Origin of the sequence: Luteibacter yeojuensis (genome assembly GCF_000964085.1) — a bacterium.
GTDB lineage: Bacteria > Pseudomonadota > Gammaproteobacteria > Xanthomonadales > Rhodanobacteraceae > Luteibacter > Luteibacter yeojuensis_A.
In genome coordinates this window covers 91,969-116,338 of the sequence record NZ_JZRB01000002.1, presented here as the reverse complement: position 1 = coordinate 116,338, position 24,370 = coordinate 91,969, and the positions used below count along the sequence as shown (strand labels likewise).

Annotated in this window: 25 protein-coding genes, 1 tRNA gene and 1 riboswitch; of the genes, 11 read left to right on the top strand and 15 right to left on the bottom strand. The window is 66.2% G+C overall.

Annotated elements, in window-relative coordinates; all coding sequences use genetic code 11:
- Positions 1-25: 25 nt before the first annotated feature.
- The 3 genes from VI08_RS01370 to gcvP form a co-directional block, all read right to left on the bottom strand.
- Positions 26-904: a bestrophin family protein gene (locus tag VI08_RS01370; RefSeq protein WP_045827739.1), complete on the bottom strand. Its 879-nt coding sequence runs from the start codon at positions 902-904 to the stop codon at positions 26-28.
- On the bottom strand, positions 901-1,566 hold the full coding sequence (locus VI08_RS01365; RefSeq protein WP_045827738.1) for a carbonic anhydrase: 666 nt from the start codon (positions 1,564-1,566) through the stop codon (positions 901-903). The genes VI08_RS01370 and VI08_RS01365 overlap by 4 nt, the downstream gene beginning before the upstream one ends.
- Positions 1,567-1,728: 162 nt before the next feature.
- Positions 1,729-4,599 carry an aminomethyl-transferring glycine dehydrogenase gene (gene gcvP, locus VI08_RS01360; RefSeq protein WP_045827737.1) on the bottom strand — a complete coding sequence of 957 codons (2,871 nt, stop codon included), beginning with the start codon at positions 4,597-4,599 and terminating at the stop codon, positions 1,729-1,731.
- A 41-nt stretch (positions 4,600-4,640) separates the two neighbouring features.
- Positions 4,641-4,734: riboswitch (glycine riboswitch) on the bottom strand.
- Between the two features lie 317 nt (positions 4,735-5,051).
- Here gcvP and VI08_RS01355 point away from each other — a divergent pair.
- Positions 5,052-6,851, top strand: coding sequence for an RICIN domain-containing protein (locus VI08_RS01355; RefSeq protein WP_045827736.1), 1,800 nt, complete (start codon positions 5,052-5,054; stop codon positions 6,849-6,851).
- A gap of 8 nt (positions 6,852-6,859) precedes the next feature.
- Here VI08_RS01355 and VI08_RS01350 read toward each other — a convergent pair whose 3' ends face one another.
- Positions 6,860-7,591 carry an SDR family oxidoreductase gene (locus VI08_RS01350; protein ID WP_045827735.1) on the bottom strand — a complete coding sequence of 244 codons (732 nt, stop codon included), beginning with the start codon at positions 7,589-7,591 and terminating at the stop codon, positions 6,860-6,862.
- 80 nt (positions 7,592-7,671) lie between these two features.
- Between VI08_RS01350 and VI08_RS01345 the strand changes: the two genes are divergently transcribed.
- Positions 7,672-8,304, top strand: a complete 633-nt coding sequence (locus VI08_RS01345; protein ID WP_045827734.1) for a TetR/AcrR family transcriptional regulator — start codon at positions 7,672-7,674, stop codon at positions 8,302-8,304.
- Positions 8,305-8,580: 276 nt separating this feature from the next.
- Positions 8,581-8,997: a T6SS immunity protein Tdi1 domain-containing protein gene (locus VI08_RS01340; RefSeq protein ID WP_045827754.1), complete on the top strand. Its 417-nt coding sequence runs from the start codon at positions 8,581-8,583 to the stop codon at positions 8,995-8,997.
- Between the two features lie 27 nt (positions 8,998-9,024).
- On the opposite strand, the gene VI08_RS01335 is transcribed toward VI08_RS01340, so the two are convergent.
- From VI08_RS01335 to VI08_RS01315, 5 genes are all read right to left on the bottom strand, one after another.
- The gene (locus VI08_RS01335; protein WP_052697613.1) at positions 9,025-10,107 is read right to left on the bottom strand and encodes a DUF4272 domain-containing protein; all 1,083 of its coding nucleotides are present in this window, start codon (positions 10,105-10,107) and stop codon (positions 9,025-9,027) included.
- A gap of 114 nt (positions 10,108-10,221) precedes the next feature.
- The gene (locus VI08_RS01330) at positions 10,222-10,449 is read right to left on the bottom strand and encodes a hypothetical protein (protein ID WP_157006217.1); all 228 of its coding nucleotides are present in this window, start codon (positions 10,447-10,449) and stop codon (positions 10,222-10,224) included.
- Between the two features lie 33 nt (positions 10,450-10,482).
- On the bottom strand, positions 10,483-10,992 hold the full coding sequence (locus VI08_RS21105) for a type II toxin-antitoxin system HigB family toxin (RefSeq protein ID WP_084621160.1): 510 nt from the start codon (positions 10,990-10,992) through the stop codon (positions 10,483-10,485).
- Positions 10,993-11,113: 121 nt separating this feature from the next.
- The gene (locus VI08_RS01320; protein WP_045827731.1) at positions 11,114-11,737 is read right to left on the bottom strand and encodes a LysE family translocator; all 624 of its coding nucleotides are present in this window, start codon (positions 11,735-11,737) and stop codon (positions 11,114-11,116) included.
- 10 nt (positions 11,738-11,747) lie between these two features.
- Positions 11,748-12,605, bottom strand: coding sequence for a LysR substrate-binding domain-containing protein (locus VI08_RS01315; protein ID WP_045827730.1), 858 nt, complete (start codon positions 12,603-12,605; stop codon positions 11,748-11,750).
- A gap of 153 nt (positions 12,606-12,758) precedes the next feature.
- On the opposite strand from VI08_RS01315, the gene VI08_RS01310 reads away from it, so the two are divergent.
- The 3 genes from VI08_RS01310 (at position 12,759) to VI08_RS01300 (ending at position 16,309) form a co-directional block, all read left to right on the top strand.
- The gene (locus VI08_RS01310) at positions 12,759-14,729 is read left to right on the top strand and encodes a CocE/NonD family hydrolase (protein WP_052697612.1); all 1,971 of its coding nucleotides are present in this window, start codon (positions 12,759-12,761) and stop codon (positions 14,727-14,729) included.
- Positions 14,730-14,819: 90 nt separating this feature from the next.
- On the top strand, positions 14,820-15,596 hold the full coding sequence (locus VI08_RS01305; RefSeq protein WP_045827729.1) for a DUF4349 domain-containing protein: 777 nt from the start codon (positions 14,820-14,822) through the stop codon (positions 15,594-15,596).
- Between the two features lie 38 nt (positions 15,597-15,634).
- Positions 15,635-16,309, top strand: coding sequence for a hypothetical protein (locus VI08_RS01300; protein WP_045827728.1), 675 nt, complete (start codon positions 15,635-15,637; stop codon positions 16,307-16,309).
- 12 nt (positions 16,310-16,321) lie between these two features.
- Here VI08_RS01300 and lptA read toward each other — a convergent pair whose 3' ends face one another.
- On the bottom strand, positions 16,322-16,828 hold the full coding sequence (lptA, locus tag VI08_RS01295; protein WP_198148810.1) for a lipopolysaccharide transport periplasmic protein LptA: 507 nt from the start codon (positions 16,826-16,828) through the stop codon (positions 16,322-16,324).
- Between the two features lie 159 nt (positions 16,829-16,987).
- Here lptA and VI08_RS21935 point away from each other — a divergent pair, with 159 nt between their 5' ends.
- Positions 16,988-17,302, top strand: a complete 315-nt coding sequence (locus VI08_RS21935) for a hypothetical protein (RefSeq protein WP_198148809.1) — start codon at positions 16,988-16,990, stop codon at positions 17,300-17,302.
- Here VI08_RS21935 and VI08_RS01285 read toward each other — a convergent pair.
- From VI08_RS01285 to VI08_RS01275, 3 genes are all read right to left on the bottom strand, one after another.
- A complete protein-coding gene (locus tag VI08_RS01285; RefSeq protein WP_052697609.1) occupies positions 17,269-17,649 on the bottom strand; it encodes a hypothetical protein in 381 nt (126 codons plus the stop codon). The genes VI08_RS21935 and VI08_RS01285 overlap by 34 nt on opposite strands.
- Positions 17,650-17,659: 10 nt before the next feature.
- Positions 17,660-17,890 (bottom strand): hypothetical protein, encoded by a 231-nt coding sequence (locus tag VI08_RS21590; protein ID WP_045827725.1) that lies wholly within the window; start codon positions 17,888-17,890, stop codon positions 17,660-17,662.
- A gap of 147 nt (positions 17,891-18,037) precedes the next feature.
- A tRNA-Leu gene (locus tag VI08_RS01275) sits at positions 18,038-18,122 on the bottom strand.
- A 127-nt stretch (positions 18,123-18,249) separates the two neighbouring features.
- Between VI08_RS01275 and rnr the strand changes: the two genes are divergently transcribed.
- The 4 genes from rnr to sugE all read left to right on the top strand — a co-directional run bounded on the left by rnr (position 18,250) and on the right by sugE (position 22,761).
- Entirely contained in the window at positions 18,250-21,174 is a 2,925-nt protein-coding gene (gene rnr, locus VI08_RS01270) for a ribonuclease R (protein WP_428992124.1), read from the top strand.
- Between the two features lie 3 nt (positions 21,175-21,177).
- A complete protein-coding gene (gene rlmB, locus VI08_RS01265; protein WP_045827724.1) occupies positions 21,178-21,927 on the top strand; it encodes a 23S rRNA (guanosine(2251)-2'-O)-methyltransferase RlmB in 750 nt (249 codons plus the stop codon).
- On the top strand, positions 21,924-22,196 hold the full coding sequence (locus tag VI08_RS01260) for a CBU_0592 family membrane protein (RefSeq protein WP_045827723.1): 273 nt from the start codon (positions 21,924-21,926) through the stop codon (positions 22,194-22,196). The genes rlmB and VI08_RS01260 overlap by 4 nt, the downstream gene beginning before the upstream one ends.
- Positions 22,197-22,443: 247 nt before the next feature.
- Positions 22,444-22,761 carry a quaternary ammonium compound efflux SMR transporter SugE gene (sugE, locus tag VI08_RS01255; protein ID WP_045827722.1) on the top strand — a complete coding sequence of 106 codons (318 nt, stop codon included), beginning with the start codon at positions 22,444-22,446 and terminating at the stop codon, positions 22,759-22,761.
- A 110-nt stretch (positions 22,762-22,871) separates the two neighbouring features.
- Here the strand turns inward: sugE and phoU are convergent, their stop codons facing one another.
- Complete coding sequence (phoU, locus tag VI08_RS01250; protein WP_045827721.1) at positions 22,872-23,588, bottom strand: phosphate signaling complex protein PhoU; 717 nt, start codon at positions 23,586-23,588, stop codon at positions 22,872-22,874.
- Between the two features lie 22 nt (positions 23,589-23,610).
- Complete coding sequence (pstB, locus tag VI08_RS01245) at positions 23,611-24,354, bottom strand: phosphate ABC transporter ATP-binding protein PstB (protein ID WP_232309407.1); 744 nt, start codon at positions 24,352-24,354, stop codon at positions 23,611-23,613.
- Positions 24,355-24,370: the final 16 nt, after the last annotated feature.

Here is a 24,370-nt window from a genome sequence, read left to right as displayed (position 1 = left end):
TCGCGCGCAAGCGCGCTCCCACCCGTCAGAGCAACACGCCATCCTCCGGCTGCACCGGCTTCAACCCATGCACCTCACCCAACATATCGCGCAAATCGATCTCGATGGCGCGCGTGAGCGTGGTCAGCGGCACGTCGTCGTCGGCGTTCTCGAACGGGTTCTGGATGTCGTTGCCGATCTGCAGCAGGGCCAGGAAGAGGAAGCCGGCTACGGTGGAGCCGAGCGGGGTCCACAGGCCCAGGCTTTCCACCAGGCCCAGCGGCAGCAGCAGGCAGAAGCCGTGGGTGAAGATGGCGGGGTAGGTGGCGTATTGCTGGGGCAGCGGGGTGTTCTTGATGCGCTCCATGCCGCCCTGGGCGTTGGAGATATCCGACAGCGTGCGCGCGATGGCGGGCCACAGGATCGGGTCGGGCTTCGCTTCGCCGATCAGCTGGCCGGTGCGGGCATGGATGGCATTGGGCACGTTGAGCACGCCCTTCAGCCGCTCGAGTTCATCACCCGGCAGGCGGCCCACCAGTTCTTCCCACGGCGCCTGGCGGCGCAGGTGCAGGCGCAGGGCGTGCACGTAGGCCACCTGGCGGTGGGCGACGGTGACGGCGCCCTCGCGGGTGGGCATGACTGATAACGCCTCGCGTACCAGGGTGCGCGAGGTGTTCACCATGGCGCCCCACAGGGTGCGGGCTTCCCACCAGCGCGCATACGCCGTGGTGTTGCGGAAGCTGAGGTACACGGCGATGGCCGAGCCCAGCAGGGTGATGGGCAGAGCGGGGAACTCGGCGGTCCAGCGGGGGTGCGCGTAATACCAGAAGGCGGTGACGGCCACGTCCCACGCGAACAGCAGGCCCAGCGGCGTGCCGACGTAACGCAGGATGTGGCCGATATGCGCGCGCCCCGGGAGGATCACGCGCCGTTTTCCTTCTTGATGGCCTCGGCCAGTGGGATGAACTGGTCGCTGGCCTTGTCGAGCACGGCGATGGTGCCGTCGCCAATGTCATACACCCAGCCCTGCAGCGTGATGGCGTGGTTGGCCAGCGCGGCGGTGACGGCGGGGTGGGTGCGCAGGTGGGCCAGCTGCAGGCGCACGTTTTCCTGGGTCACGTCCTTCAGCACGCTGGCCGGCTCGGGCGCGCGGGCGAACACGGCGCTCTTGGCCGCCGCGGCGTTGCGCAGCCAGGCTTCGACGGTGGGGATGGCCTTGAGCGAATCGGGGTTCAGCAGGCCCTTCATGGCGCCGCAATCGCTGTGGCCGCAGATGACCACGTGGCGCACGCGCAGCACGGCCACCGCGAACTCGACCACGGCGGAGACGCCGCCGAGCATCTCGCCGTAGCCCGGCACGATGTTGCCGATGTTGCGGCAGACGAAGAGGTCGCCCGGCTGGGTCTGGGTGATCATCTCCGGCACCACGCGCGAATCCGCGCAGGTGATGAAGAGGGTATGCGGGCTCTGGCCCTCGGCCAGCTCGCTGAACAGCTGCTGGGTCTCGGGGAAGACGTTGGCGCTGAAATCCTCGACGCCCCTGAGGAGGCCGAGCAGGCTGTCGTCGCGTGGGGTTTCCTGGGTCATGGCATCACCTTGGCGTAGGTGGTGGAGTGTATGCCAAAGCCGGGTGATGGAAATGCGCAGCGGTATGGACCCGGCGTACTGTAGGAGCCCACACCCGTGGGCGACAGCTTCTCGCGAAGAGCTGTCGCCCACTGTGTGGGCTCCTACAAGAAGCCGGGGGTATCAGGCTTCGGCGTCTTCCTTGTACGCATCCACCGGGATGCAGGCGCACATGACGTTCTTGTCGCCGTACACGTTGTCGACGCGCGATACCGGCGGCCAGTACTTGCTGAGCTTCAGCGACGGCAGCGGGAAGGCGGCCAGCTCGCGCGGGTAGGCGTGGGTCCACTCCGTGCCCGTCACCATGGTGGCGGTGTGCGGAGCGTTGCGCAGCGGGTTGTCCTCGCGGTCGAGGCGGCCATCTTCCACGGCGCGGATTTCGTCGCGGATCTGGATCATGGCGTCGATGAAGCGATCGAGCTCGTGCTGCGATTCGCTCTCGGTCGGCTCGACCATCAGCGTGCCGGCCACCGGGAACGACAGCGTCGGGGCGTGGAAGCCGAAGTCGATGAGGCGCTTGGCCACGTCCTCGGCGCCGATGCCCGTGGCATCCTTCAGCGGGCGCAGGTCGAGGATGCACTCGTGCGCCACCAGGCCGTTACGGCCCGTGTAGAGCGTCTTGTAGTGCGGGGCCAGGCGCTTCGCGATGTAGTTGGCGTTGAGCAGGGCCACCTGGGTGGCCTTGCGCAGGCCTTCGGTACCCATCAGCGTGATGTACATCCACGAGATGGGCAGGATGGAGGCCGAGCCAAAGGTCGCGGCGCTGACCATGCCCACGTCGCCTTCGCTGCCGAACGCGCGCGGCAGGAACGGGGCCAGGTGCGACTTGACCGCGCACGGGCCCACGCCCGGGCCGCCGCCGCCGTGCGGGATGCAGAAGGTCTTGTGCAGGTTGAGGTGCGAGACATCCGAACCCCACTTGCCCGGCTTGGCCACGCCCACCAGGGCGTTCATGTTGGCGCCGTCGGTGTACACCTGGCCGCCGTGCTTGTGCACCACGTCGCAGATGGCGACCACGTCTTCCTCGAACACGCCGTGCGTGGAGGGGTAGGTGATCATGATGGCCGCGAGGCGGTCGCTGTACTTCTCGGCCATCTCACGGATGTGCTCGACATCGACGTTGCCGTTGGCGTCGCAGCGCGTGACCACCACCTGCATGCCGCACATCTGCGCCGAGGCCGGGTTCGTGCCGTGGGCCGATTCGGGGATGAGGCAGATATCGCGGTGGCCTTCGTTGCGCGAGCGGTGGTAGGCGCGGATGGCCAGCAGGCCGGCGTATTCACCCTGCGCGCCAGAGTTCGGCTGCAGGCTGACCGAGTCGTAGCCCGTGCACTCGACGAGCATGGCCTCGAGCTCGTCGATGAGCTGCTTGTAGCCCTGCGCCTGGTCGGCCGGGGCCAGCGGGTGGATGTTGGCGAACTCCGGCCACGTCACCGGGATCATCTCGGCGGTGGCGTTGAGCTTCATGGTGCACGAGCCCAGCGGGATCATGGTGCGGTCGAGCGCGAGGTCCTTGTCGGCCAGGCCACGCAGGTAGCGGAGCAGCTCGTGCTCGCTGTGGTGCGTGTTGAACACCGGGTGCTGCAGGAAGTCGACCTCGCGCAGCAGCGCGCCCGGCAGCGCGTCGGCCGTGGCGGCGTCCAGCGCGTCGATGTCGTTCGCGTCCGCACCGAAGACGGCGGCCAGCGCGATGATGTCCGCGCGCGTGGTGGTCTCGTCGAGGCTGATGCCCACCGAGGCGGCATCGATGGCGCGCAGGTTGATCTTCGCGGCGGCGGCCCTGGCGTGCAGGGCCTTCGCGTCGACGCCCGTCACATGCAGCGTGTCGAAGTAGTCAGCGCCCACCGCCGCGCCGGCCTTGGCCAGCGCGCCGGCGAGGATCGCCGCCATGCGGTGGACGCGGCGCGCGATGCGCACCAGGCCTTCGGGGCCGTGGTAGACGGCGTACATGCTCGCCATGACGGCCAGCAGCACCTGCGCGGTACAGATGTTCGAGGTGGCCTTCTCGCGGCGGATGTGCTGTTCGCGCGTCTGCAGGGTGAGGCGGTAGGCCGGCTTGCCTTCGGTATCGACCGAGACGCCGATCAGGCGGCCCGGCATGCTGCGCTTGTAGGCGTCGCGGCAGGCAAGGTAGGCGGCGTGCGGGCCGCCGAAGCCGAACGGCACGCCGAAACGCTGCGTGTTGCCGACGACGATATCGGCACCCCAGCTGCCCGGCGAGGCGATGACGGTGAGGGCGAGCAGGTCGGTGGCGACGCAGACGATGCCGCCGCGGGCGTGCGTGGCGTCGGCGATGGCCTTGTAATCGTGGATGCGGCCGAACGTATCCGGGTACTGCAGCAGCACGCCGAAGCTCTCGACCGTGCCGGCGTCGGCGTCATCGCCCACGTGCACTTCGATGTCCACGCCATCGGCGCGCGTGCGCAGCACTTCGATGGTCTGCGGGTGCACGCCGTTCGAGACGAAGAACACCTTCGACTTGGACTTGGCCGAGCGCTTCGCCAGCGTCATCGCCTCGGCGGCCGCGGTGGCCTCGTCGAGCAGCGACGCGTTGGAGATATCCATGCCCGTGAGGTCGGTGACCATGGTCTGGAAGTTGATGAGCGCCTCCATGCGGCCCTGCGAGATCTCCGCCTGGTACGGCGTGTAAGCCGTGTACCACGCCGGGTTCTCGAGCACGTTGCGCAGGATGACGTTCGGGGTGAGCGTGCCGTAATAGCCCTGGCCGATGAAGCTGCGGAACACCTGGTTGCGGTCGGCCACCTTGCGGATCTTGGCCAGCGCCTCTTCCTCGGTCACGGCGCGGGGCAGCGCGAGGGGGGCGGGCGACTTGATCGAGCCGGGGACGATGGCATCGGTGAGCGCGTCGAGCGTGCCGTGGCCGACGACGCCAAGCATCTCCGCGATCTCGGCGTCGTTGGGGCCGATGTGGCGTTCGATGAACGCGCCGTGGTTCTCGAGGTCACGCAGCGAGATAGGGGATTTCTGGCTCATGGCGTAGGGGCATCCGAAAGAACGTGCCGTGCCGGCACGTGGGGCGCCCCTCTGTCCTTTTGCCTGAGAGTTTGGGGGTGGTCACCCCTTGCACCTTCGGCGCCGGATTGAACCGGTCTCTCCAGAGTGATGTGCCACGCGGTGGTATGGGGGCCTGAGCGATTACGGGCGTTGCGCCTTCGGCAGCGGATCCGTCCGCTTCTCCCACCGTGAGGTAAGGCCGGGATTATACAAGGCGAAAGCCGATCCGTGGCGTCAGATTTTGCCGAGGCTGCGGCTAGGGGAAACCCTACAAATGCGCGATCGGGTCGCTATCGCCGCCGCATGGGCGGCAACGTCCGTCAAATGGCCATCCGGTCGCTCGCGCGGCGTTGAGAAGGATCGGGAGGCGCTTCAGGGCACGTCCGTGTAGGGTCCTGCCCCTTGGACACCACCCCGGACAAGGAGACCCCATGACGTCCAGCTTCCCCACCCCCCGCTCCCTGGCCCTGGCGCTCGCCGTGGCCCTGGCCACCGCGGCCCCCGCCGGCCCCGTCCGTGCCGCCACATGGCAGGGCGGCCTGGTCCACGTCGACGGCCACGAACTCGCCGACGCCAGCCCGGCCCGGGCGGCCCTCCTTGCGCAATTCGAGGCGGGTGCGCCCGTGCTGGTGCGCATGGATGCCGGCAGCCGCCCCGCGGTGGCCCGTGTCTTCGGTGCCGCGCCCAGCGAGGGCGATGCGATCTTCGTCCGCGAGGCAGGCGGCGATCTCGACGTGCTGCGCGCACCGCCCGGTGAGGCGGGCTGGTCGCCGCGCTGGACGGCGGCCACTGCTGCATCCCTGGCCACCTTCCAGGCGAAGGACGAACGGCCGCCCCGCGCCGACGTACCCACGCCGCCGGCGGGCGATGTCGCGGGGCTTCCCATGTACAAGGTCCACGAGGGCCAGCTGAAGACGAATAGCGACGAAATCACGGGCACCGTGTCGATCACCGTGTTCCGCAGCGCCACCGCCACCGACGATGACAAGGAGATCCACGTCACCGTGGCGCCGGTGATCACGCCGGCGAAGGCGGGCGTCGACAAGGGCCACGAGCAGGGCCGGAACATCACCGGCGCCTATCTTCCCTGGGCCTACCGCACGGCGCACGAGGTCACGGCCAGCGGCGTCGAGCCCGCGCTTGTCCACTACGCACCGGTGTCGGCCGGGCCCTCGGAGTTCGAGAAGACCGAGATCGACGAACGCGAGGTGGGCATCGGCGGCAGCCAGGGCAACAGCATCTCGGAAGACGGCCAGGCCGACGCGGGCCTTGCCGCCAAGCTGCCGTTCAATTTCTCGGCCTCGTATCGGCACCTGGTTCGCAACGAGCTGCGCTACACCTTCCCTGATTACTCGATGTATGCCCGGCCGGTCGAGAACGGTGCGCGCGTGCAGTGGGATGCGCCGATCAACGAGATGCTCAAGCATGTCCTTGTCGAACACGCGGGGGCCGACCGCGCGGTGGTATCCGAAAAGCGGATGACGCCGATGATGCGCAGCGCGACGCTACCCACCACTTCGGTGTGGGAGTTGCCCGGCGATTACGAAGGCATCGCGCACGTCACGGTGCAGGCGGGTTACGACCTCAACCAGAAGGAGTGGCGATGGGATGGCCCCCAATGGGTGCACGAGGAAACCACGCCCGTGGTGATGCGGAGCGTCGGCTACGACATCGACCTGTCGCATCCCTTCCTCACACGGGAAACGACGGTGCTCCTGCGCACGAGCGATGGCGTGGGCGATTGCCTGGCGCAGAAGGGTGGCAAGGTGGTGCTGGCCCCCTGCGACAAGGCCAGCAGGGAACAGATGTGGGGCCTGGACAGCGAGCGCCGCTATATCAACCGCGCCAATGGCGAGTGCCTGGAGGCGCGCATCGACGATAAACGGGTGGTCACTGCACCGTGCTCGCTGGTGAACGCGCAGGCGTGGCACTGGCGGGCCGACCGTATCCACAGCGCATACGGCAACGGCACCCATCGCCTGCATGTCGACGGCGGTGACCTGCGCTTCTTCGTCGAAGACGGCACGTTCGACGATATCCCGCTGAACCCGCACCACGATGCCCTGAAGCCGTGGGCGGGCTACCCGAAGGCGCCGATCGCGGGCGAACTCGTGCCCGCACCGTTCGGCCGCCAGGCCGGCCACGTGCCGGCGGCCCTGGAAGGCCGCATCGGCGAGGTGGGCCCGGAGCAGCGATGGACACCCATCGTGCTGCGGGCCGGCATGCTGTAGGCGCAGCCTTACCAGGGCGCCGGGCCTTCCTTGCCGGTGAACGAGCCCGTGGGCGCCGGGTTGGCGGCCGTCGCCAGGCGGACGATCTCCTCGGCGCCTTCCTCGACCGTCTGCGGGCCGCTGTTGCCGTTGAGGTCGGTGGCCGTGTAGCCGGGGCAGGCCACGTGCACGGTGATGCCGGTGTCCTTCAACTCATCGGCCAGGATGACGCTGAACATGTTCAACGCCGCCTTGGAGGCGTTGTAGCCCACCAGCTTCACCGCCGCGTAATCCCAGCCCGGGTCGGCGTTTAGCGTGATGGAACCCAGGCGGCTGGAGACGTTGATGACGCGGCCGTCGCCGGCCTTCTTCACGAGCGGCAGCAAGGCCTGGGTGGCGGCCACGGTACCGAAGTAGTTGGTATCGAAGATGCGGCGCACGGCGTCGAGGTTGGCGGTGGTGGCGTTGCCATCACCCTCGAGCGCCACGCCCGCGTTGTTGATGAGGACATCGATGCGGCCTTCGTTGGCCTCGATGTCTGCGGCGGCCCTGGCCAGCGAGGCGGTGTCGCCCAGGTCGAGCGGGACGAAGCGCACGTCGATGCCCTCGCCACGGAGGGTATCGGCAGCCGCCTGGCCGCGGCCGGCGTCTCGGGCGCCGAGCAGGATGCGGTGGCCCGCCTTGCCCAGCTGGCGGGCGACTTCCAGGCCGATGCCCTTGTTGGCACCGGTAACGAGGGTGATGCGGTTCGGCTGGCTCATGCGTGGTTTCCTTGTTGAATAAGAGAGGGGTAGCCCCATCCCTTGATCTAGGATCCCATGACCGGCTTTTACATTCGCATATGCCCGCCGCCCCCACAGATGCCCTGAAGCCCCGGAAAACCCCGCGCCAGGCCCGTTCGGCGGCCACCGTGGACGCCATTTTCGAGGCCGCCATTCAGGTTTTGCTGACCGATGGCTACGCCGGCCTGACCACCACCCGGGTGGCCTCCCGGGCAGGGGTCTCGGTCGGCACGATGTACCAGTACTTCCCGCACAAGGAGGCGCTGCTCTACGCCGTGCTGGAGGATTACCTCGAGGACGTGGTGGTGGCACTGGACGAGGCGGCCGGGCAGCTGGCGGGTAAGCGGCTGGCCGAGATGTCGGATGGGCTGACCCTTGCCTACCTCGACGCAAAGATGCGGCAGATGCCGGGTGCGCGCGCGCTCTACGTGGTGGCCGCGCAGCTTGAGACCGCGGGCCTAGTGGACGACATCGTGCGGCGCTCGGACGAAATCATTGCGCGGACCCTCGCCACCGCCGCGGACGCGCGTTTCGATGATGTGGATGCCGTGACGTTCGCCTACCGCACCATGCTGGTGGGCGTGGTGCGTGCCGTGATCGAAAGCGACGGCACGCCCGCCGCCGTGGCGATGCTGCGCGCCGAACTGCCGGTGATGTGCCGGTCGTACCTGGTGGCGTCAGCGACGCACTGATCCCGCGAACGGCGGCTCAGTCACCCTCGAGTACGAAGTACGTTTCCAGCGGCACGCTGACGTGGCGCAGGTTGTCCTACGGCCTGCCGTCGGGGACTGGGGCTGTACCGGACACATAACCGCGCTATCTTCGACCCTCGCCACCGGGCAGGTCGCCCGAACGTCATTCAGGGAGCGCACATGGGCAACCTATGGAATCGGTTGAAGTCCGCCGTTGGCGGCGACAAAGGCGAGGATGCATCGCCAGGCAGTGGCAGCTCGTCCGCCGATGCCCCGATGTTTGCGTTGTTCGAGCCGGCAGCACTGGAAGACCTTGCACCGCGCTGGGCCACGCGCGTGCCTGAGTACCCGCAGGTGTTCGGCTATTCATCGTTTGGCCATCTGTTCATCAGCAATGCGGCGGGCGATACGCTAGCTATCCTGGCGACGGAGCGCCCCGAACTTTTCCCGATGGAGGCGACCTCGGTGGAGGCCTTCCGCCAGGCCGTGCTCGTGGACGAGAAGATGCGTGATGGATTCTTCCAGGGGGAAAAGCATCGTGCCGTGGCGTCCCGGCTCGGGCCGCTTGGGCAAAACGAGGTGTATTTCCCCGTCCCGTATCCCGCCCTCGGCGGGTCGGGTGCGCCCGAAACGTACGACAAGGGCAGCGTGTGGGTTTACCTGGAGATTTACGGCCAGGTAGTGGGGATATAGCGTGGTGGTGTCGGCGCGCAGGCCGCGTCAGGTCGGCGTGTCGACGTCATCCCACGCAGCGTCTTCGAACCGCACCAGCCAGTTCAGCGCGTAATGCCGCTCGACGACAACACCGGGAACGACGTTGTCTAACGACGGGCGATGGCCCAGGTCAGCCTCGCGGATGGCCCAGTGCAGTCGATAGTGGAAGTCCAGGGCATCAAGGATCTCGCCGTCCGCACGCAGGCGGGAGCGATCGAGGTCACCAGAGGTTGCCGCGTCCAGCAAGGTCCGGGCCAGGTTGGCGACATCGCAGATCGATGAGGGAAACGGGAGTTCCGGCTTAATGCCTAGCGCCCACGCCAGCAGGGCCAGCGATTCGTAACGCCACCCCAGCTGGTTTACCACCGCTTGCGCATCGGAGGGATCGGCGAGGAAGGCGCTTTCCACCGGGGTCAGGTGGTCGAAGGCGCCAGGAAGTACCTCGCGCATACGCTCCATGGGTATCGGGTCGTTGTCCCTGACGCTTTCCGCGAACGTGCTCACGACGAGGAGTGCCCTGACGCGGCCCGCTACTTCCGCTGCATCCCGCAACCGCACCTCGTCGACGCCCACGACCGGCGAAAGGCTCCTGGCCACGTGGATACGTTCACGCTCGAGTTCCGTCTCCGTGCGGGATTGCCGCTCGACCGCATCGCGTGGGTAGGGAATCTGTGCCGTGCCATCGGTTACGCCATTGGCGTCGATGAGCACCCGATGCCACGGATCGCGAACGCTGCCGTCGGGTACGAACACCACCGCATTGGCTTGGACGGCCCAGGCGGCAAAGGCGTCAAGTGATCCGGCAGGTACCTGCATGCTTACCTGGTACCGCACGCGCTCGATGTGCCGCATGAGGTGGTACCGGGTGGTGGTCATCTCTTTGTTCCCGCGGCTAGCGACATAGCCGACAAAGCCCCGGAGGTGCTCGACAAGCTCGGGATCGCGCATATCTCGCTCGGCCAGGGTTTGGTGCGGGAATGTCCGGGGTGGCGAGGGCAGGACCGTGCCGTAGGTATTAAGCAGAACGAATTGCTCGCCTTGCTGGTCCTGCCGTGGCTTGGCGAATAGGCCTTTGACGCGATTCCACATCTCCGCTTCCTTGGCGCCGAGGGGTTGGGCGGATACTGCACCGGGGCTCGGTCCCGCGTCTAGCCACGCGCGTATTTGCAGGCGGCGGCGCGGTGGTAGGAGCAGGCTGCTTCCTTAGAACAGGCAGTGGACATGTTCGTAGTCGTAGATGACGTCGAAGAGCAGGTCGAAGGCCTCGTACCGTGGGTGGGCGGCGTCGTGCATCGCGCCGTCCTCCGCCATACGGTCAATGACTGAAAGCGCCAGATCATGGTCGAATTCCGAAAGCAGTGGCCGGATCGTATCGACATGCTCGAATGGGGCGGGACTAACGATGCGGTCGGCCGGTTTCATCATGGTCAAGCGTTGTCACCAGTCAGCGCAGCGGCGCCGGTTTCACGGAAAAACATGGTGGACCTGCTCGTAGTCGAGCACGGCGCGCATGACGAGGCCGAGCAGCTCGTGCTTCGGGTGCGCCGATTCTGCAGCGCCTTGCCAGCCAAGCTTGGTAAGCGACGCAAGAGCGACGTCGTAGTCGCGTTCGTCGCGAAGCGGTCGAACCGTCGTGGGGTGATCGAACGGCCCCCATACGATTGCGGGCGCGTCCCTGACAGTAAGGTTTCTCATCCAGTTTCTCCGGTCGTAGTCAGCGTGTGTTAGGACTGCCTCAACGTGGCAGATCTGCGTAGTGAGATTGAGCGTGACGATCAATCGGTATCGGTTTCCACGGATATCGAAAACCGTCCAAGGGCTCACGATATCGGCGCTGCCGAAGGTGGTTCGTAGGTCGGCGAAGCTTCGATAGTCTCGCGAACGTATGTGCTTCTGCCAAGTGCGTAGCGGTTTTTCGGCATCAGGATATTCGTTGGCGAACGCGCGAAGAAGCCTGTTTCCAGTGATTTGCATCGATGGTCCGCAAAGATGATCGACCTCAAGCTTTGCACGTACGTCGCGCGATTCTAAGAGGGCTTGCGCTCGTCCTTGTGTAGGGTTTTTCTGAATCAGCGCACTGGTAGCCTCGCAGCCCCTACAGCTTCTGCGTGGCCAGCCGAAGTCCCAGCCCAACGAACAACATGCCCATTGTGCGATTGACCCATTTGACCGCGGCGGGTCGGCGATACACAGCACGGGTTACCTTCTCGGCAAGCCCCACATACCCAAGACTCATCACCAACCCAATCGCACTAGCGATCAACCCCAGCAACAACAGATGCCTCACCGAATGCGGATCCCCCGCGTTGATGAACTGCGGCAGCAGCGCGAGGTAGAACAGCGCCACCTTCGGGTTGAGCACGTCGTTGAGGAAGCCCTGCCAAAGATGCTGGGCGGTGGTGGCCGCGGGCCGGCCCGTCGACACGGCGAACCCCGCCTTCGACCGGAACGCCTGCCAGCCGAGGAACAAGAGGTAGGCGGCGCCGACGTACTTCACCACCGCAAAGGCGGTGGCCGAGGTGAGTACCAGCGCCGAAAGCCCGGTCACCGCCGCACACAAGTGCACGTAGGAACCGAGGTTGATGCCGATCGCGGCCCATGTGCCGGCACGGCGCCCGTGGGCCATGGTGCGGCCGAACAGGAACAGCATGTCCGGCCCGGGCACGAGGTAGAGCGCCACGCTGGCGCCGGCGAACAAGAGGGAGGTATGCAGGTCCATGGCGGCGGCCCTAGAGCGTGGGAAGGACGGTCCGTACGTGGGCTTCGAAGAGGTGCAGGAGGCGGGAAGGGTGCTTGCGTGCGGTCTGTACGCTGATGCCCACCGACGGCAGCATCGGCAGGCCGCTGGAGGGCGGCAGCACCTGCAGGTCGGGTGGCACACCGGTGAGCGTCATGACGGTGATGGCCTGGCCCGAACGCACCACGGCCGTCAGCCCCGCGACGCTGCCGCTGGCGTAGGCGATGCGATACCTGCGACCGGCTTTTTCGAGGCTTGCCGTCGCGGCGAGGTGGTCGAGGGCATCGGGATCGGAGAGGGCGAGCTGCAACGGGTCGCGCCGGTATGCCTCGCTACCCTTCGCCGCGACCCAAACGAACGGCTCGCAGCGCAGGAACAGGTCGCGCTCGGGGCTGTCGGGCAGCGAAACCACGGCGATATCCAGTGACTGCTCCTTTAGCTGCTCGACGAGCCGCGGTGTCGACGCGCAGACCACTTCGATAAAGACCTGCGGGTGCTGGCGCGCGAACGTCTCGAGCAATTCGGGCAGGAAGATGCGTGCGTAGTCGTCCGGGCAGCCGAAACGGATGCGCCCGGAGAGGCTCGTGCCCGAGAGTTCCGCCACGGCTTCGTCGTGCGCACGGAGGATCTTGTGCGCGTGGGCGAGCAGGCGTTCGCCATGCACGGTCAGCGCGATGCCTCGGCCCGTGCGGTTCATCAATGGCTGCCCAATCGCCTCCTCGAGCTTCTTGATCTGCTGGCTCAGCGCCGCCTGCGTGCGCCCCACCTGGTCGGCCGCGCGGCTGAGTGCCGCGGCCTCGGCGATGGCGACGAAGTTGCGGAGCAGGGCGATGTCGAGGCGCAGCGTCATGGCCCCATGCTACGGCAACCGTGCGCGCCTGCAATGGCTGGCGTAAGGTGTAAGCGGCGCTTATGGCGCGCATTAGAACTTCTTGCTGCCGGTCACGTGCAGGCTGTGCTTAAGATCGGCACGTCTCCAGGGGAAAACCGAGGGAAACTTCAGATGCACGCATTCGTGAAGCAGGCGAGCCTGGCGGCCTTCATCGGCATGGCGCTGGCGGCGACGGCACCCATGGCGCATGCGCAGGACGCATCGCTCGTGGCCCGGGACGATATTCCCAAGACCTTCGACGACGTGATACCGGGTGGCCAGGACTTCACCCGCAAGGAGGTGATGATCCCCATGCGTGACGGCACGAAGCTATTCACCGTCATCATTATCCCAAAGGGTGCAAAGGATGCACCGATGATCCTCACCCGTACGCCCTACAACGCCGGCGAGCGCGCGGGCAATCCAAAGGCCATGACGATCGGCGATGCGGTACCGCTTGCCGATGCCGCCTTTGTCGAAGCCGGGTACATCCGCGTTTACCAGGACGTGCGCGGCAAGTACGGCTCCGAAGGCAAGTACATCATGATGTACCCGCCGCGCGGCCCGTTGAACCCGACCAAGACCGACGAAACCACCGACGGCTGGGACACCATCGACTGGCTGGTGAAGCACATTCCCGAATCGAATGGCCGCGTGGGCATGATTGGCTCCTCGTACGAAGGCGAAACGGTGGCCATGGCGCTGCTCGATCCGCATCCGGCCTTGAAAGCCGCGGTGCCGGAAAGCCCCATGATCGATACCTACATGGGTGACGACTGGTTCCACTACGGCGCCTTCCGCCAGATGATGCTCGGCTACGTACACATGCAGACCGTGCAGAAGGGCGCGGGCGCGGTAACGCCCACCGACACCTACGACAAGTACGAGGAATACCTGCGCGCTGGTTCCGTCGGCGATTACATCCGCAGCCGCGGCCTCGAGAAACTCCCCTTCGTCGCACGCATGATGGCGCACCCGGCCTACGATAGTTTCTGGCAGGGCCAGGACCTGGCCAGGCTCATGGCGGCCAAGCCCTCGAACGTGCCCACGTTGTGGGAGCAGGGCCTGTTCGACCAGGAAGACATGTGGGGTGCCAACCACGCCTGGCTGGCGTTGAAAGCGGCGGGCCATGCCGCGAACAACTGGCTGGTGATGGGGCCGTGGTCGCATAGCCAGGTCAACGGCAAGGGCTACAACGTCGGGCCGTTCAAATGGGAAGGCGATACGGCGCGGTTCTACAACCGGCAGATGGTGCTGCCGTTCTTCGAGCAGTACCTGCGCGACGGGCAGCCCGCCAAGCTCGCCCGCGTGAATATCTACAACACGGGCGATGATCGGTGGGACGCGTTTGACGACTGGCCGACCTCATGCGCCAAGGGCTGCGGCACCGCGTTGACACCGCTGTACCTGTCGAAGGGCGCGTCACTGGCGTTCGACAAACCAGCTGATGCCCAGGCGGCCGACACGTACGTCAGTGACCCGGCCAAGCCCGTCCCGTTCCTGCCGCGGCCCGTGCTCGACCCGTTCTTCGGCTACGGCACCGATTTCGCGGGCTATATCCCGTGGAGTTCATGGCTGCTGCACGACCAGCGATTCGTCGACGGGCGCAGCGACGTGCTCACCTACGAGACGCCGGTGCTTACATCGGCGGTGCGCGTGCAGGGCACGCCGAAGGTCGACCTGCGGGCCATGACGACGGGCACCGACGGCGACTTCGTCGTCAAGCTCATCGACGTGTTCCCGCCGTCCGTCCCCAGCGACCCCGCGATGGGTGGCTACCAGATGGCCATCGCCATGGACATCCTCCGCGGCCGCTACCGCGAAAGCTTCGAACACCCGACGGCCATCCCGGCGAACACACCGCAGGCCTACGCCTTCGAGCTGCCCAACGTGAACCACGTCTTCAAGCCGGGCCACCGCATCATGGTGCAGGTGCAGTCGACGCTGTTCCCCCTCTACGACCGCAACCCACAGACCTTCGTACCGAACATCTTCAATGCGAAGCCAGGCGACTACCAACCGGCCACCATCACGGTGCTGCGCTCGGACAGCCAGCCCAGCGCGGTGTGGCTGCCGGTTGTCGGGAAATCGACGACTCCCTGACCCCTGTGGGAGCGCGCTTGCGCGCGATGCCCCTAGCCACCGCGCGGCTTCCCATGGCATCGTCCCCGTAAATCCACGGGGGATCAGGGAATGAATCGCTGGATAGTCATGGTTGCCGCGGTGGCAGTGGGCCTCGCGGGTTGCTCGAAGAAGACCACGGTGGCGGGCGCACCGTCTGTCGCCGGTGAGAAGGGCAGGGCGAGCGCCATGCTTGCCTACTCGCACCAGATCGATGTGCAGATGCCCATCGCCGATATCCCGGCGCGCATCGAGGCGGTGCGCGCCGCCTGCCTCGATGGCTCGCACGGTACGTGCAACATCCTCGCGCTTGACCAGCAAAGCGCGGGCGGGTCCATCGCCGTACGTGTCGTCCCCGAGGGCGTCCAGCCGCTCTCGGCCCTTGCGGTGCAGGGCGGCAAGGTGACCACGCGGCGGACCTCGGCCGAGGACATCAGCACGGCCGTCAACGATACCCGCCGCGAGCGCGCCGAGCTTGAAGCGTATGGAAAGCACCTCGATGAGATCGCATCGCGGACAGACCTCGCCGTTTCCGACCTCATCGCCGTCAGCAAGGAACAGGCGGCCGTCGCCGAGAAAAGGCGGGGGCTTGAGGCCACGGCGGCCTACCAACAGCTGCGCCTCGATACCAACGTGCTTCGTATCAGCTTCAACGATCCCCACGTGCGCCCGGGTGGGCCGGCCTTCGGCGACATCGGCTCCGGCATGGTCGACGGCGCTATAGAAGGCACCCGTGGTGCCTTGCAGATGGCGGCCGAAGGCCTTCCCTACATCGTCATCGCGTTCCCGCTCGCGCTGCTGTGGTGGCTGGCCTGGCGGAAGGTGACGCGGCGTTGGCGGAAGCCTTGATGTAGTTTTGGCCCGGAACCTGACTGGCGGGGTGGAACATGGCCTTTCGCGTAGTGATCATCGGCGGAACGGGACAGGTGGGCGCCGCCGTCGTGCGGGCGCTTGTCGCCGAGCCGGCGTGCACCGAACTGGTGATGGTGAATCGGCGGGTGGTCGGTGCCAGCACCGATCCGAAGGTTCGCGAGGTGGTCCTCGATACCGGCTCGCCGGATTTCAGCGAGGCGATCGCGTCGCTGGCGCCGTCCCTGGTCGACAAGGGCGAGCCGGTCGTCGGCATTTCCTGTGTCGGCGTTGGCTCGGGCAGCCTGAAGTGGAGCGAGGACGAGCTGAAGGCGCTCGAAGTCGGCATCGTGGGCGGCTTCGCCCGTGGCTGCCTCGCGGGCAGCATCCAGCACTTCTGCCTGCTGTCCGCGGTGGGCAGCAGCTCGACGAGCCGTTTTCGTTACGTGCGGGTCATGGGCCTGAAGGAAGAAGCCATCGAAGCCGTCGGTTTCCGGCGGCTGGCGATCTTCCGCCCCGGCATCATCGCGGGGAACGTGCATACGCCGGGCTACGTCGCTTTCCTGGGTCGGCTCGTTCCGGGCGGCTTCGGCACCGTCGAACAGGACGACATGGCCCGCGCCTTCGTGGCCGAATGCCTGGCCGGCACGGGGAAGGGCGGGGTGGCCTTCTATGAGAACGGCGACATGCGGCGGCTGGCGCGCCAAGGCTGAGTCGCGTTCATCCTACTTTGCCGTTTGGCTTGGTGCCGGTGCCGGTGCCGCCGCAGATGCTTTTGGCTGGAACGTGACGCGCACCAGCGCCGAACCCGTGCTCTCGGCATCGAACACACCGGTGCCCGTGTTGTAGCGCAAGGTATCGCCGGCGACCGTGCTGCTGTTCTGTTTCGCCGCGCGCGCCGAGCCCGTGAGTATCGCGATCCCCGTGTCGACGGAGTAGTCGATGGATTCGGCATCGCCCTGCATCAGCGCATTCGCGTCGTCCAGTTGCTCGATATGCGCGTGCTCGCCGGTGACGACCGCTCGCTTCAGCGCGCCCGTGCCGTCGGAGTAGAGATCCGCATGGATGCCGGTGATCTTCAGGGTTCCCTGGAGGATCAAGACTCTCCCGTCGATGGTGGATTTCGTGTTCGGTGCGATAACGCCGCTGAACTTCGAGCCATCGACCGTGGCGGGCGCCATGCGATCCGACGACTTCGCCGCCACATGCGGTGCCACCAGCACAGCCACCATGGTCGCAACCATGCCCACGGGAACCCAAGCACGTCGAAACGCCATCGTCCTCTCCCTGCGATACGTCGGATTGCCCGAATCTAGCACGGCCCCGGTTAGGGCCCCGCAGTGTCCGGCTGTCCGCCCAGCTTGTGTCCGCGGACGGGTCAGGGGCGGCCCATGCCGTTGGCCGGCAAAGCGTGGCGCGCAACTTGCTTCGCCCATGCCAGGTCAAGGAGAAGCCTGGCGACGAATGAACCACGCGACGCGGGTGCGGCAGCGGCATGGAAAGTCGTGCCATGGGAAATGCAGAACTACATTTTCTTCTACCTGCGGGCGCGGCAGTTTCCGCTCACGATCCGCAATACCGATCTCGTCGCGCAGGTGCTTGCGCATAGGCTTGCGCGTGGGCCGATCGTGTATCGCGACCTGGACGTGGCCATCGAAAACAGCGATGTGAATTACATGCTCGACGAGGGCGAAGAGGCATCGTGATCGCTTGCTGCAGCCGTCGTCTTGATCCATCCCACGACGAACGCTTCCAGCGATGAACGCGGAGGCACCTCTAACCCGCTTGAATGGACAAACGCCTGCGCAGCTTTCAGGAACGCCTGCTTCGCCCGTGCCGAATCCATCCGCGCCGCCGCCTGGCGCTGCCGCAACTGCACGATGTGCGCGGAAGGCTGGCCAGGTTTTGAGAACTTCGCGTAGCGGCGCAATTCGTCGGCAGCGACGGTTGTGTCGTGGGCGGCGCGATCCATGGCCTCACGTGCTTCGGCGGCATGGCTGAGGTAGGCCTTCGCCTCCGGTGTCAACTGGGTGGCCATGCGATCGGGCTGCATCCGAGAATCATCATGATCTGAATTTGCGGTTCGCGAGCGCGAATAAAAGGGCGCCGGGAATAGCGCCGAGGAGGCATAAGGGGGCGGCAAGGTTGCCGAGGCCCCAGCCGTTAGGAAGCGTCATGCCGAACACGCTGTCCAGTCCCTTGGGAAGGAGGACGACCAAGGCGAAGGCGATGAGGATTCCGTAGAACGCACCCGCACGAATGGCGGCAAGGTGGCGTGGGAGGCGGGCAGTCATCCTTAAGTACCTCGCTAGGGTTTTTGCGGATGGTACGTCTGATGGGTTGCTGTCGGAAGGGTGTCGCGCGCAAGCGCGCTCCCACAGGGGGAGGGGTGGGAGCCAAAAAACAAAGCCCCGCATCGCTGCGGGGCTTTGTCTTATAATTGGTGCCCAGGAGAGGACTCGAACCTCCACGGTTTTACCCGCTAGTACCTGAAACTAGTGCGTCTACCAATTCCGCCACCTGGGCAGGTGACTCGGTAGCAGCAAGGTAGCTGCCCCGTGAGCCGCGTAGATTAGGCAGGTCGGGTAAACTTGTCAACGATTTTTCAAATAGGGAGTGGAAAAATTCCGCTTCCCCCTTCCAAGGTCCCTCTGTGACGAAAAAAAAGAAAGGTTCCGGTGCCCGCAAGGGGCCCCGCAAGCCCAAGGCGAGCCGCCCCGGCAAGGCGCTGGCCAAGTTCCATGAGCGCGGCGCGGCGCCCGTCGCGGCCGATCCGCATGCCGCCCGCGAGGCGCAGCGCTACGAGCAGCCCATCCCCAGCCGCGAAGCCATCCTGGCCCTGCTCGAGCAGCGCGGCGAGATCATGGCGGCCGAGGACATCGCCCGCGCGCTCCGCCTGTTCACCGATTACGAGATCAACGCGCTCGACCGGCGCCTGGGCGCCATGGTCCGCGACGGCCAGCTGCTGCGTAACCGCCGCAACGGCTACGCGCCGGCCGAGAAGCTCAACCTCATCCCCGGCCGTGTCATCGCCAACGCCGAGGGCTATGGCTTCCTCCGCCCGGACGAGGGTGGGGATGACCTCTACCTCTCGCCCCAGCAGATGCGCAGCGTGCTCCACGGCGACCGCGTGCTGGCCAGCGTCGTCGGCATCGATCGCCGTGGCCGCCGCCAGGGCGCCATCGTCGAGGTGCTCGAGCGCCGCTCGCCGCGCCTGGTTGGCCGTGTCGTGGTCGAGAACGGCGTCACCCTGGTCGAGCCGGACGACCGCCGCCTGCACCAGAACATCATGATCCCCACGGGCCGCGATGCCGGCGCCCGCTCGGGCGAGATCGTGGTGGTCGAGATCACCGACCCGCCGAGCCAGCACCGCGGCCCCATGGGTACCATCCGTGCCGTGCTGGGCGAGCGCCTGCAGCCCTCGCTGGTGGTCGAGATGGCCATCGCCAGCCACGACCTGCCGCATGAGTGGCCGCCGCAGGTGGTCCGCCAGGCCGAGGAGGTGGAACCCAAGGTCACCGCCGCCGAGCGCCAGGGCAAGGTCGACCTGCGCAAGCTGCCGCTGGTCACCATCGATGGCGAGGACGCCCGTGATTTCGACGACGCGGTCTATGCCGAGCCCCTGAAGCATGGTGGCTTCCGCCTCATCGTGGCCATCGCCGACGTCTCGCACTACGTGCCGGTGGGCACGCCGCTCGACATGGAAGCCTACGAGCGCAGCACCTCCACGTACTTCCCCGGCTTCGTCGTGCCGATGTTGCCGGAGACCCTCAGCAACGGTATCTGCTCGCTCAACCCAAGGGTCGATCGCCTGTGCATGGTCTGCGACATGGAGGTGGATGCCGAGGGCGACGTGCAGCATTCGAAGTTCTATGAAGCGGTCATGTACTCGCACGCGCGCCTCACCTACAACAAGGTGTGGCAAGCGGTGGGCGAGCATAACCAGGCCGTGCGCGAGGAAATCGCCGACGTGCTGCCGCAGGTCGAGAACCTGCACCGGCTGTACAAGGCCATGGCCAAGGCCCGCAAGCGCCGTGGCGCCATCGATTTCGAAACGCCCGAGGTGAAGTTCCGCCTCACGCCGTCGGGCGATGTCATGGCCATGGGGGCCACCGACCGCAACGACGCGCACAAGCTCATCGAGGAATGCATGATCGCCGCCAATGTGCAGGCGGCGAAGTTCCTCTCCAAGCGCAAGATTCCCGCGCTGTACCGCGTGCACGCGCCGCCACCGGTCGAGAAGTACGAAGACCTGCTGCAGTTCCTGCGCGAGTTCAAGCTGCGCCTGCCGCCCAACGATGAAGTCACGCCGGCGGATTTCTCCGCGCTGTTGAAGAAGGTGCACGACCGCCCCGAGGCCGAGCTGATCCAGTCGGTGCTGCTGCGCTCGCAGAGCATGGCGGTGTATACGCCGCTGAACGATGGCCACTTCGGCCTCGCGCTCGACGCGTACGCCCACTTCACGTCGCCGATCCGCCGCTACCCCGATCTGCTCGTGCATCGCGCCATCCGCTACGCCCTCACCAAGGGCAAGCCGGCTGATTACGTGTACACCGAGGGCCAGATGGAAAAGATGGCCGTGCACTGCTCGCAGCGCGAGCGCCGCGCGGAAGAGGCCGAGCGCGATGTCGACGAGCGCTTCAAGTGCGCATGGATGGAAAAGCACGTGGGCGAGGAGTTCGCTGGCACCGTCACCGGCGTCACCTCGTTTGGCCTGTTCGTGGAACTGGCCGCTTCGCGTGTCTCCGGCCTGGTGCATGTCTCGCAGCTGCCCAACGACTACTACAAGTTCGACCCGGTACGGCACCTGCTCGCTGGCGAGCGCACCGGTGCGGCCTACCGTCTCGGCGACTACGTGAGCGTGCAGGTGCTGCGCGCGAGCATGGAAGACCGCAAGATCGATTTCCGCCTGAAGGCTCGCCTCGATGCGCTGCCCAAGGTGGCTCCGCCCCCGGTCGTCGCGCCGTCGCCGGTCAAGCCGGTGGGCACCGTGGCCGAAGTGGGCAAGGCGCTGGGCCGTGTAGTGAAGAAGGTGGCCGAGAAGCTGGTCGGTAAGAAGAAGGCGCCGGCCGCAGAAATCGCCGCACCGGCGCCCAAGGCGGTTGTGCCGAAGGCTCCGGCATCGAAGAAGAAGGCCCCGGCATCAACGGCGCCCGCCCCGAAGGCCTCCGCAAAGCCGCAAGCGCCCCATGTCCCGGTGGTGTCGAAAGCACCGGCGGCGCCGAAGGCACCCGCGATCAAGGCGTCCAGGAAGCCCGAGGTTGCCCCGGCGGCCCCGGTCGCGGATCATCCGCTCCCCGCGCTTCCGCCGTTGCCCGCGGTGAAGAAGGCGGCTGCCAAGGCGGTGCCGACGAAGCAGGCTCCGACGAAGCAGGCGGCAGCAAAGCAGCCCGCCGCGAAAAAAGCCGCGGCCAAGAAAGCTCCCCCGGCCAAGGCCGCCGCCAGGCAGCCCGCCACGCCGCCCAAGGCCGCAGCAAAGAAAGCCGCGGTGACGAAGGCGGCGACGAAGAAGGCTCCCGTAAAGAAGGCGCCGGCCAAGAAGGCCGCCGCGCCGCGCACGAACAAAGGCAAGTCGTAAACCATGGCGCAAGAAACCTGGATCGTCGGCATCAACCCGGTCGAAGGCGCGCTCGCCAACGACCCGGGGCGTGTCCGTGAACTGCTGGTCGAGCAGAACTCGAAGAACGCCCGCATCAACGAGATCCTGGCCGCCGCGCGCAAGCACGGCATCCAGGTCCGCACGATGGGCAAGGACCAGCTGGAGAAAATGAGCGGCGAGGCGCGCCACCAGGGCGTCGTCGCAAGGTACGAAACCCCGCCCATGCTGGGCGAGAACGAACTGGAAAGCCTCGTCGAAAAGGCGGGCCCGGATTGCCTCGTGCTCGTGCTCGATGGCGTCACCGACCCGCACAACCTCGGCGCATGCCTGCGCAGCGCCGCGGCGGCGAAGGTCACCGCCGTGGTGGTGCCGAAGGACCGTGCCGTGGGCCTCACTCCCACCGTGCGTCGCGCCTCCGCAGGTGGTGCCGACCTCGTGCCGCTCGTGGCGGTGACGAACCTGGCCCGCGCGCTGCGTTCGATGAAGGATGCCGGCGTGTGGATCACCGGCCTCGCCGGCGAGACCGAGCAATCGATCTACGAGGTCGATTTCAAGGGCCCCGCGGCCCTGGTGCTCGGCAGCGAGGGCGATGGCATGCGCCACCTCACCCGCGAAACCTGCGATTTCATCGCCAAGATCCCGATGCCCGGCGGCATGGAAAGCCTTAATGTCTCCGTCGCCACCGGCATCGTGCTGTTCGAGGCCCTGCGCCAGCGAGGTGTGAAGAAATGAATAGCCTGATGTGGCACGACTGGTGTGGCCTGGTGGGCGTCGCGTTGGTCCTCATCGCGTTTTTCCTGCTCCAGGCGCACAAGCTCTCGGGGCAGGGCTACCCGTACCAGGTGATGAACCTGCTGGGCGCGTTCGGCATCCTGCTGTCGCTGATCTTCGGCACCTTCAACCTCTCCGCGTTCCTGCAGGAGATGGCGTGGTTCCTGATTAGCGTCTACGGCATCGTGCGCGGCGTCAGGGCGCGCAAGGCTGCGCAGATCGTTCCCTGACACAGCCCTCGGTAGGAGCCCACCGGGTGGGCGACAGCTCCTTGCGAAACGCAGCAGACCCTGTTTGCTTTGTCGCGAAAGGATGTCGCCCACGGGGTGGGCTCCTACGTGCGTACGGGTTACACAGGGGTCAGGCACGGCCTGTACAATGCCTCCCGAACCCGCGCAACGTGGGTTCCCCCGCCGGGACGACCCGGTGGCGGTGAAGACTCCGCGGGGACGACCCCGCCTTGGCGGAGCCAGTGTCATGTACTGGGCAATCCTTGTTCTGGCCGGTCTTTTCGAGATCGCGTGGGCCGTTGGCCTGAAATACACCGAAGGCTTTACGAAGCTCGTGCCCACGGCGCTGACCGCCGGGGCCATGCTGGTCAGCATCGTGCTGCTGGCGTACGCCACGAAGAAGCTGCCCCTGGGCACCGCCTACGCGGTATGGACGGGTATTGGCGCGGTGGGTGCCGTCACGCTAGGCATCGTGCTGTTCGGCGAATCGGCGCAGCCGTTGCGGCTGCTGTGCGTGGGCCTCATCGTGGCCGGCATCATCGGCCTGAAGCTCACCTCGGCTTAAAGCCATTGTAGGAGCCCACCCTGTGGGCGACAGCTCTCGGCGAAAGGACAACAGGTGTTGCGTTGTCGCGAAAAGATGTCGCCCACAGTGTGGGCTCCTACAGGTGTTGCTTACTTGACCGTGAAATCCGGGCTGGCGGTGTCGTCGCGCTTGGTGCGCGGGGCCACCAGGGGCTCGCCGTGGACGACGAACCACACGTTCTCGGCGATGTTGGTGGCGTGGTCACCGATGCGCTCGATGTTCTTGGCCATGAACAGCAGGTGCGTGCACGGGGTGATGTTGCGCGGGTCTTCCATCATGTAGGTGAGGAGGGCGCGGAACACCACCGTGTAGGCTTCGTCGAGCTCGGCGTCGGACTTCCACACTTCGTACGCCGCCTCGGCGTCCTGGTCGTGGTAGGCCTTGAGCACGTTCTGCAACTGCTCGGCGGCGAGCTCGGCCAGGTTGGCCAGGCCACCGGCGGCGCTGATCGGTGCCACGCGGCTGAGAGGGATGGAGCGCTTGGCCACGTTGGCGGCGTAATCGCCGATGCGTTCGATATCGGCCGCGATGCGCAGGGCCGCGAACACGTTGCGCAGGTCGCCGGCGATGGGCGCGCGCAGCGCGAGCAGGCGAACGACGTCCTGGCTGATGTCGTGCTCGAGCGCGTCGATGGCTTCATCGTTGTCGACCACGCGCTGCGCGGCGCGCTCGTCGCGCCGTTCCACCACTTCGATGGCGGCTTCGAGCTGCTTCACGGCGAGCTCGCCCATCTTCACGATTTCGCCGGTCAGGCGCTTCAGCTCGTCGTCGTAGCTCTTGATGATGTGCTGGTGCGGGGTATTCATGCCATGCCTCGGAAGTGGGTGCTTAGCCGAAACGGCCGGTGATGTAATCTTCGGTCTGTTTCTTGTCCGGCTTCGTGAAGATCTTTTCGGTCTTGTCGAACTCGATCAGCTCGCCCATGTACATGAAGGCGGTCATGTCCGAGCAACGCGCAGCCTGCTGCATGTTGTGCGTGACGATGACGATCGTGAAGTCCTTCTTCAGTTCTTCCACGAGCTGCTCGATGCGGCTGGTGGCGATCGGGTCGAGCGCCGAGGTGGGCTCGTCGAGCAGCAGCACTTCCGGCTTCAGGGCGATGCCGCGGGCGATGCACAGGCGCTGCTGCTGGCCGCCGGAGAGGCCCAGCGCGCTCTGCTTGAGTTTGTCCTTCACCTCGTCCCACAGCGCCGCGCCGCGCAGGGCCTGCTCCACGCGTTCTTCCATGGCCGAGCGGCCCAGCCTCTCGTGGTGGCGGATGCCGTAGGCCACGTTTTCGAAGATGGTCATCGGGAACGGCACGGGTTTCTGGAACACCATGCCCACCTTGCTGCGCAGGCGGTTCATGGAGTACTTCGGGTCGAGGATGTTCTCGCCGTCCAGCACGATCTCGCCTGCGGCGCGCATGCCGGGGTAAATCGCGTAGATGCGGTTGAAGATGCGCAGCAGGGTGGACTTGCCGCAGCCCGAGGGCCCGATGATGGCCGTGACCTTCTTCTCCGGCACATCCAGCCCGATGTGCTTCAGCGCGTGGAATTCGCCGTAGTAGAAGTTGAGGTCGCGCACGGTCATCTTCGCGGGCACCTGG

What these genes read in the sequence shown, in the direction of transcription:
- VI08_RS01335 (WP_052697613.1), bottom strand. Translation starts at nt 10,107, where the DNA reads ATGTGGAATCGCGTCAAAGGCCTATTCGCCAAGCCACGGCAGGACCAG.
- VI08_RS01305 (WP_045827729.1), top strand. Translation starts at nt 14,820, where the DNA reads ATGAATCGCTGGATAGTCATGGTTGCCGCGGTGGCAGTGGGCCTCGCG.
- VI08_RS01260 (WP_045827723.1), top strand. Translation starts at nt 21,924, where the DNA reads ATGAATAGCCTGATGTGGCACGACTGGTGTGGCCTGGTGGGCGTCGCG.
- VI08_RS01350 (WP_045827735.1), bottom strand. Translation starts at nt 7,591, where the DNA reads ATGAGCCAGCCGAACCGCATCACCCTCGTTACCGGTGCCAACAAGGGC.
- VI08_RS01310 (WP_052697612.1), top strand. Translation starts at nt 12,759, where the DNA reads ATGCACGCATTCGTGAAGCAGGCGAGCCTGGCGGCCTTCATCGGCATG.
- VI08_RS21590 (WP_045827725.1), bottom strand. Translation starts at nt 17,890, where the DNA reads ATGACTGCCCGCCTCCCACGCCACCTTGCCGCCATTCGTGCGGGTGCG.
- sugE (WP_045827722.1), top strand. Translation starts at nt 22,444, where the DNA reads ATGTACTGGGCAATCCTTGTTCTGGCCGGTCTTTTCGAGATCGCGTGG.
- lptA (WP_198148810.1), bottom strand. Translation starts at nt 16,828, where the DNA reads ATGGTGGCTGTGCTGGTGGCACCGCATGTGGCGGCGAAGTCGTCGGAT.
- phoU (WP_045827721.1), bottom strand. Translation starts at nt 23,588, where the DNA reads ATGAATACCCCGCACCAGCACATCATCAAGAGCTACGACGACGAGCTG.
- VI08_RS01300 (WP_045827728.1), top strand. Translation starts at nt 15,635, where the DNA reads ATGGCCTTTCGCGTAGTGATCATCGGCGGAACGGGACAGGTGGGCGCC.
- VI08_RS01320 (WP_045827731.1), bottom strand. Translation starts at nt 11,737, where the DNA reads ATGGACCTGCATACCTCCCTCTTGTTCGCCGGCGCCAGCGTGGCGCTC.
- pstB (WP_232309407.1), bottom strand. Translation starts at nt 24,354, where the DNA reads ATGACCGTGCGCGACCTCAACTTCTACTACGGCGAATTCCACGCGCTG.
- VI08_RS21105 (WP_084621160.1), bottom strand. Translation starts at nt 10,992, where the DNA reads ATGCAAATCACTGGAAACAGGCTTCTTCGCGCGTTCGCCAACGAATAT.
- VI08_RS01365 (WP_045827738.1), bottom strand. Translation starts at nt 1,566, where the DNA reads ATGACCCAGGAAACCCCACGCGACGACAGCCTGCTCGGCCTCCTCAGG.
- VI08_RS01345 (WP_045827734.1), top strand. Translation starts at nt 7,672, where the DNA reads ATGCCCGCCGCCCCCACAGATGCCCTGAAGCCCCGGAAAACCCCGCGC.
- VI08_RS21935 (WP_198148809.1), top strand. Translation starts at nt 16,988, where the DNA reads ATGCCGTTGGCCGGCAAAGCGTGGCGCGCAACTTGCTTCGCCCATGCC.
- VI08_RS01340 (WP_045827754.1), top strand. Translation starts at nt 8,581, where the DNA reads ATGTTTGCGTTGTTCGAGCCGGCAGCACTGGAAGACCTTGCACCGCGC.
- rlmB (WP_045827724.1), top strand. Translation starts at nt 21,178, where the DNA reads ATGGCGCAAGAAACCTGGATCGTCGGCATCAACCCGGTCGAAGGCGCG.
- VI08_RS01355 (WP_045827736.1), top strand. Translation starts at nt 5,052, where the DNA reads ATGACGTCCAGCTTCCCCACCCCCCGCTCCCTGGCCCTGGCGCTCGCC.
- VI08_RS01285 (WP_052697609.1), bottom strand. Translation starts at nt 17,649, where the DNA reads ATGCAGCCCGATCGCATGGCCACCCAGTTGACACCGGAGGCGAAGGCC.
- VI08_RS01315 (WP_045827730.1), bottom strand. Translation starts at nt 12,605, where the DNA reads ATGACGCTGCGCCTCGACATCGCCCTGCTCCGCAACTTCGTCGCCATC.
- gcvP (WP_045827737.1), bottom strand. Translation starts at nt 4,599, where the DNA reads ATGAGCCAGAAATCCCCTATCTCGCTGCGTGACCTCGAGAACCACGGC.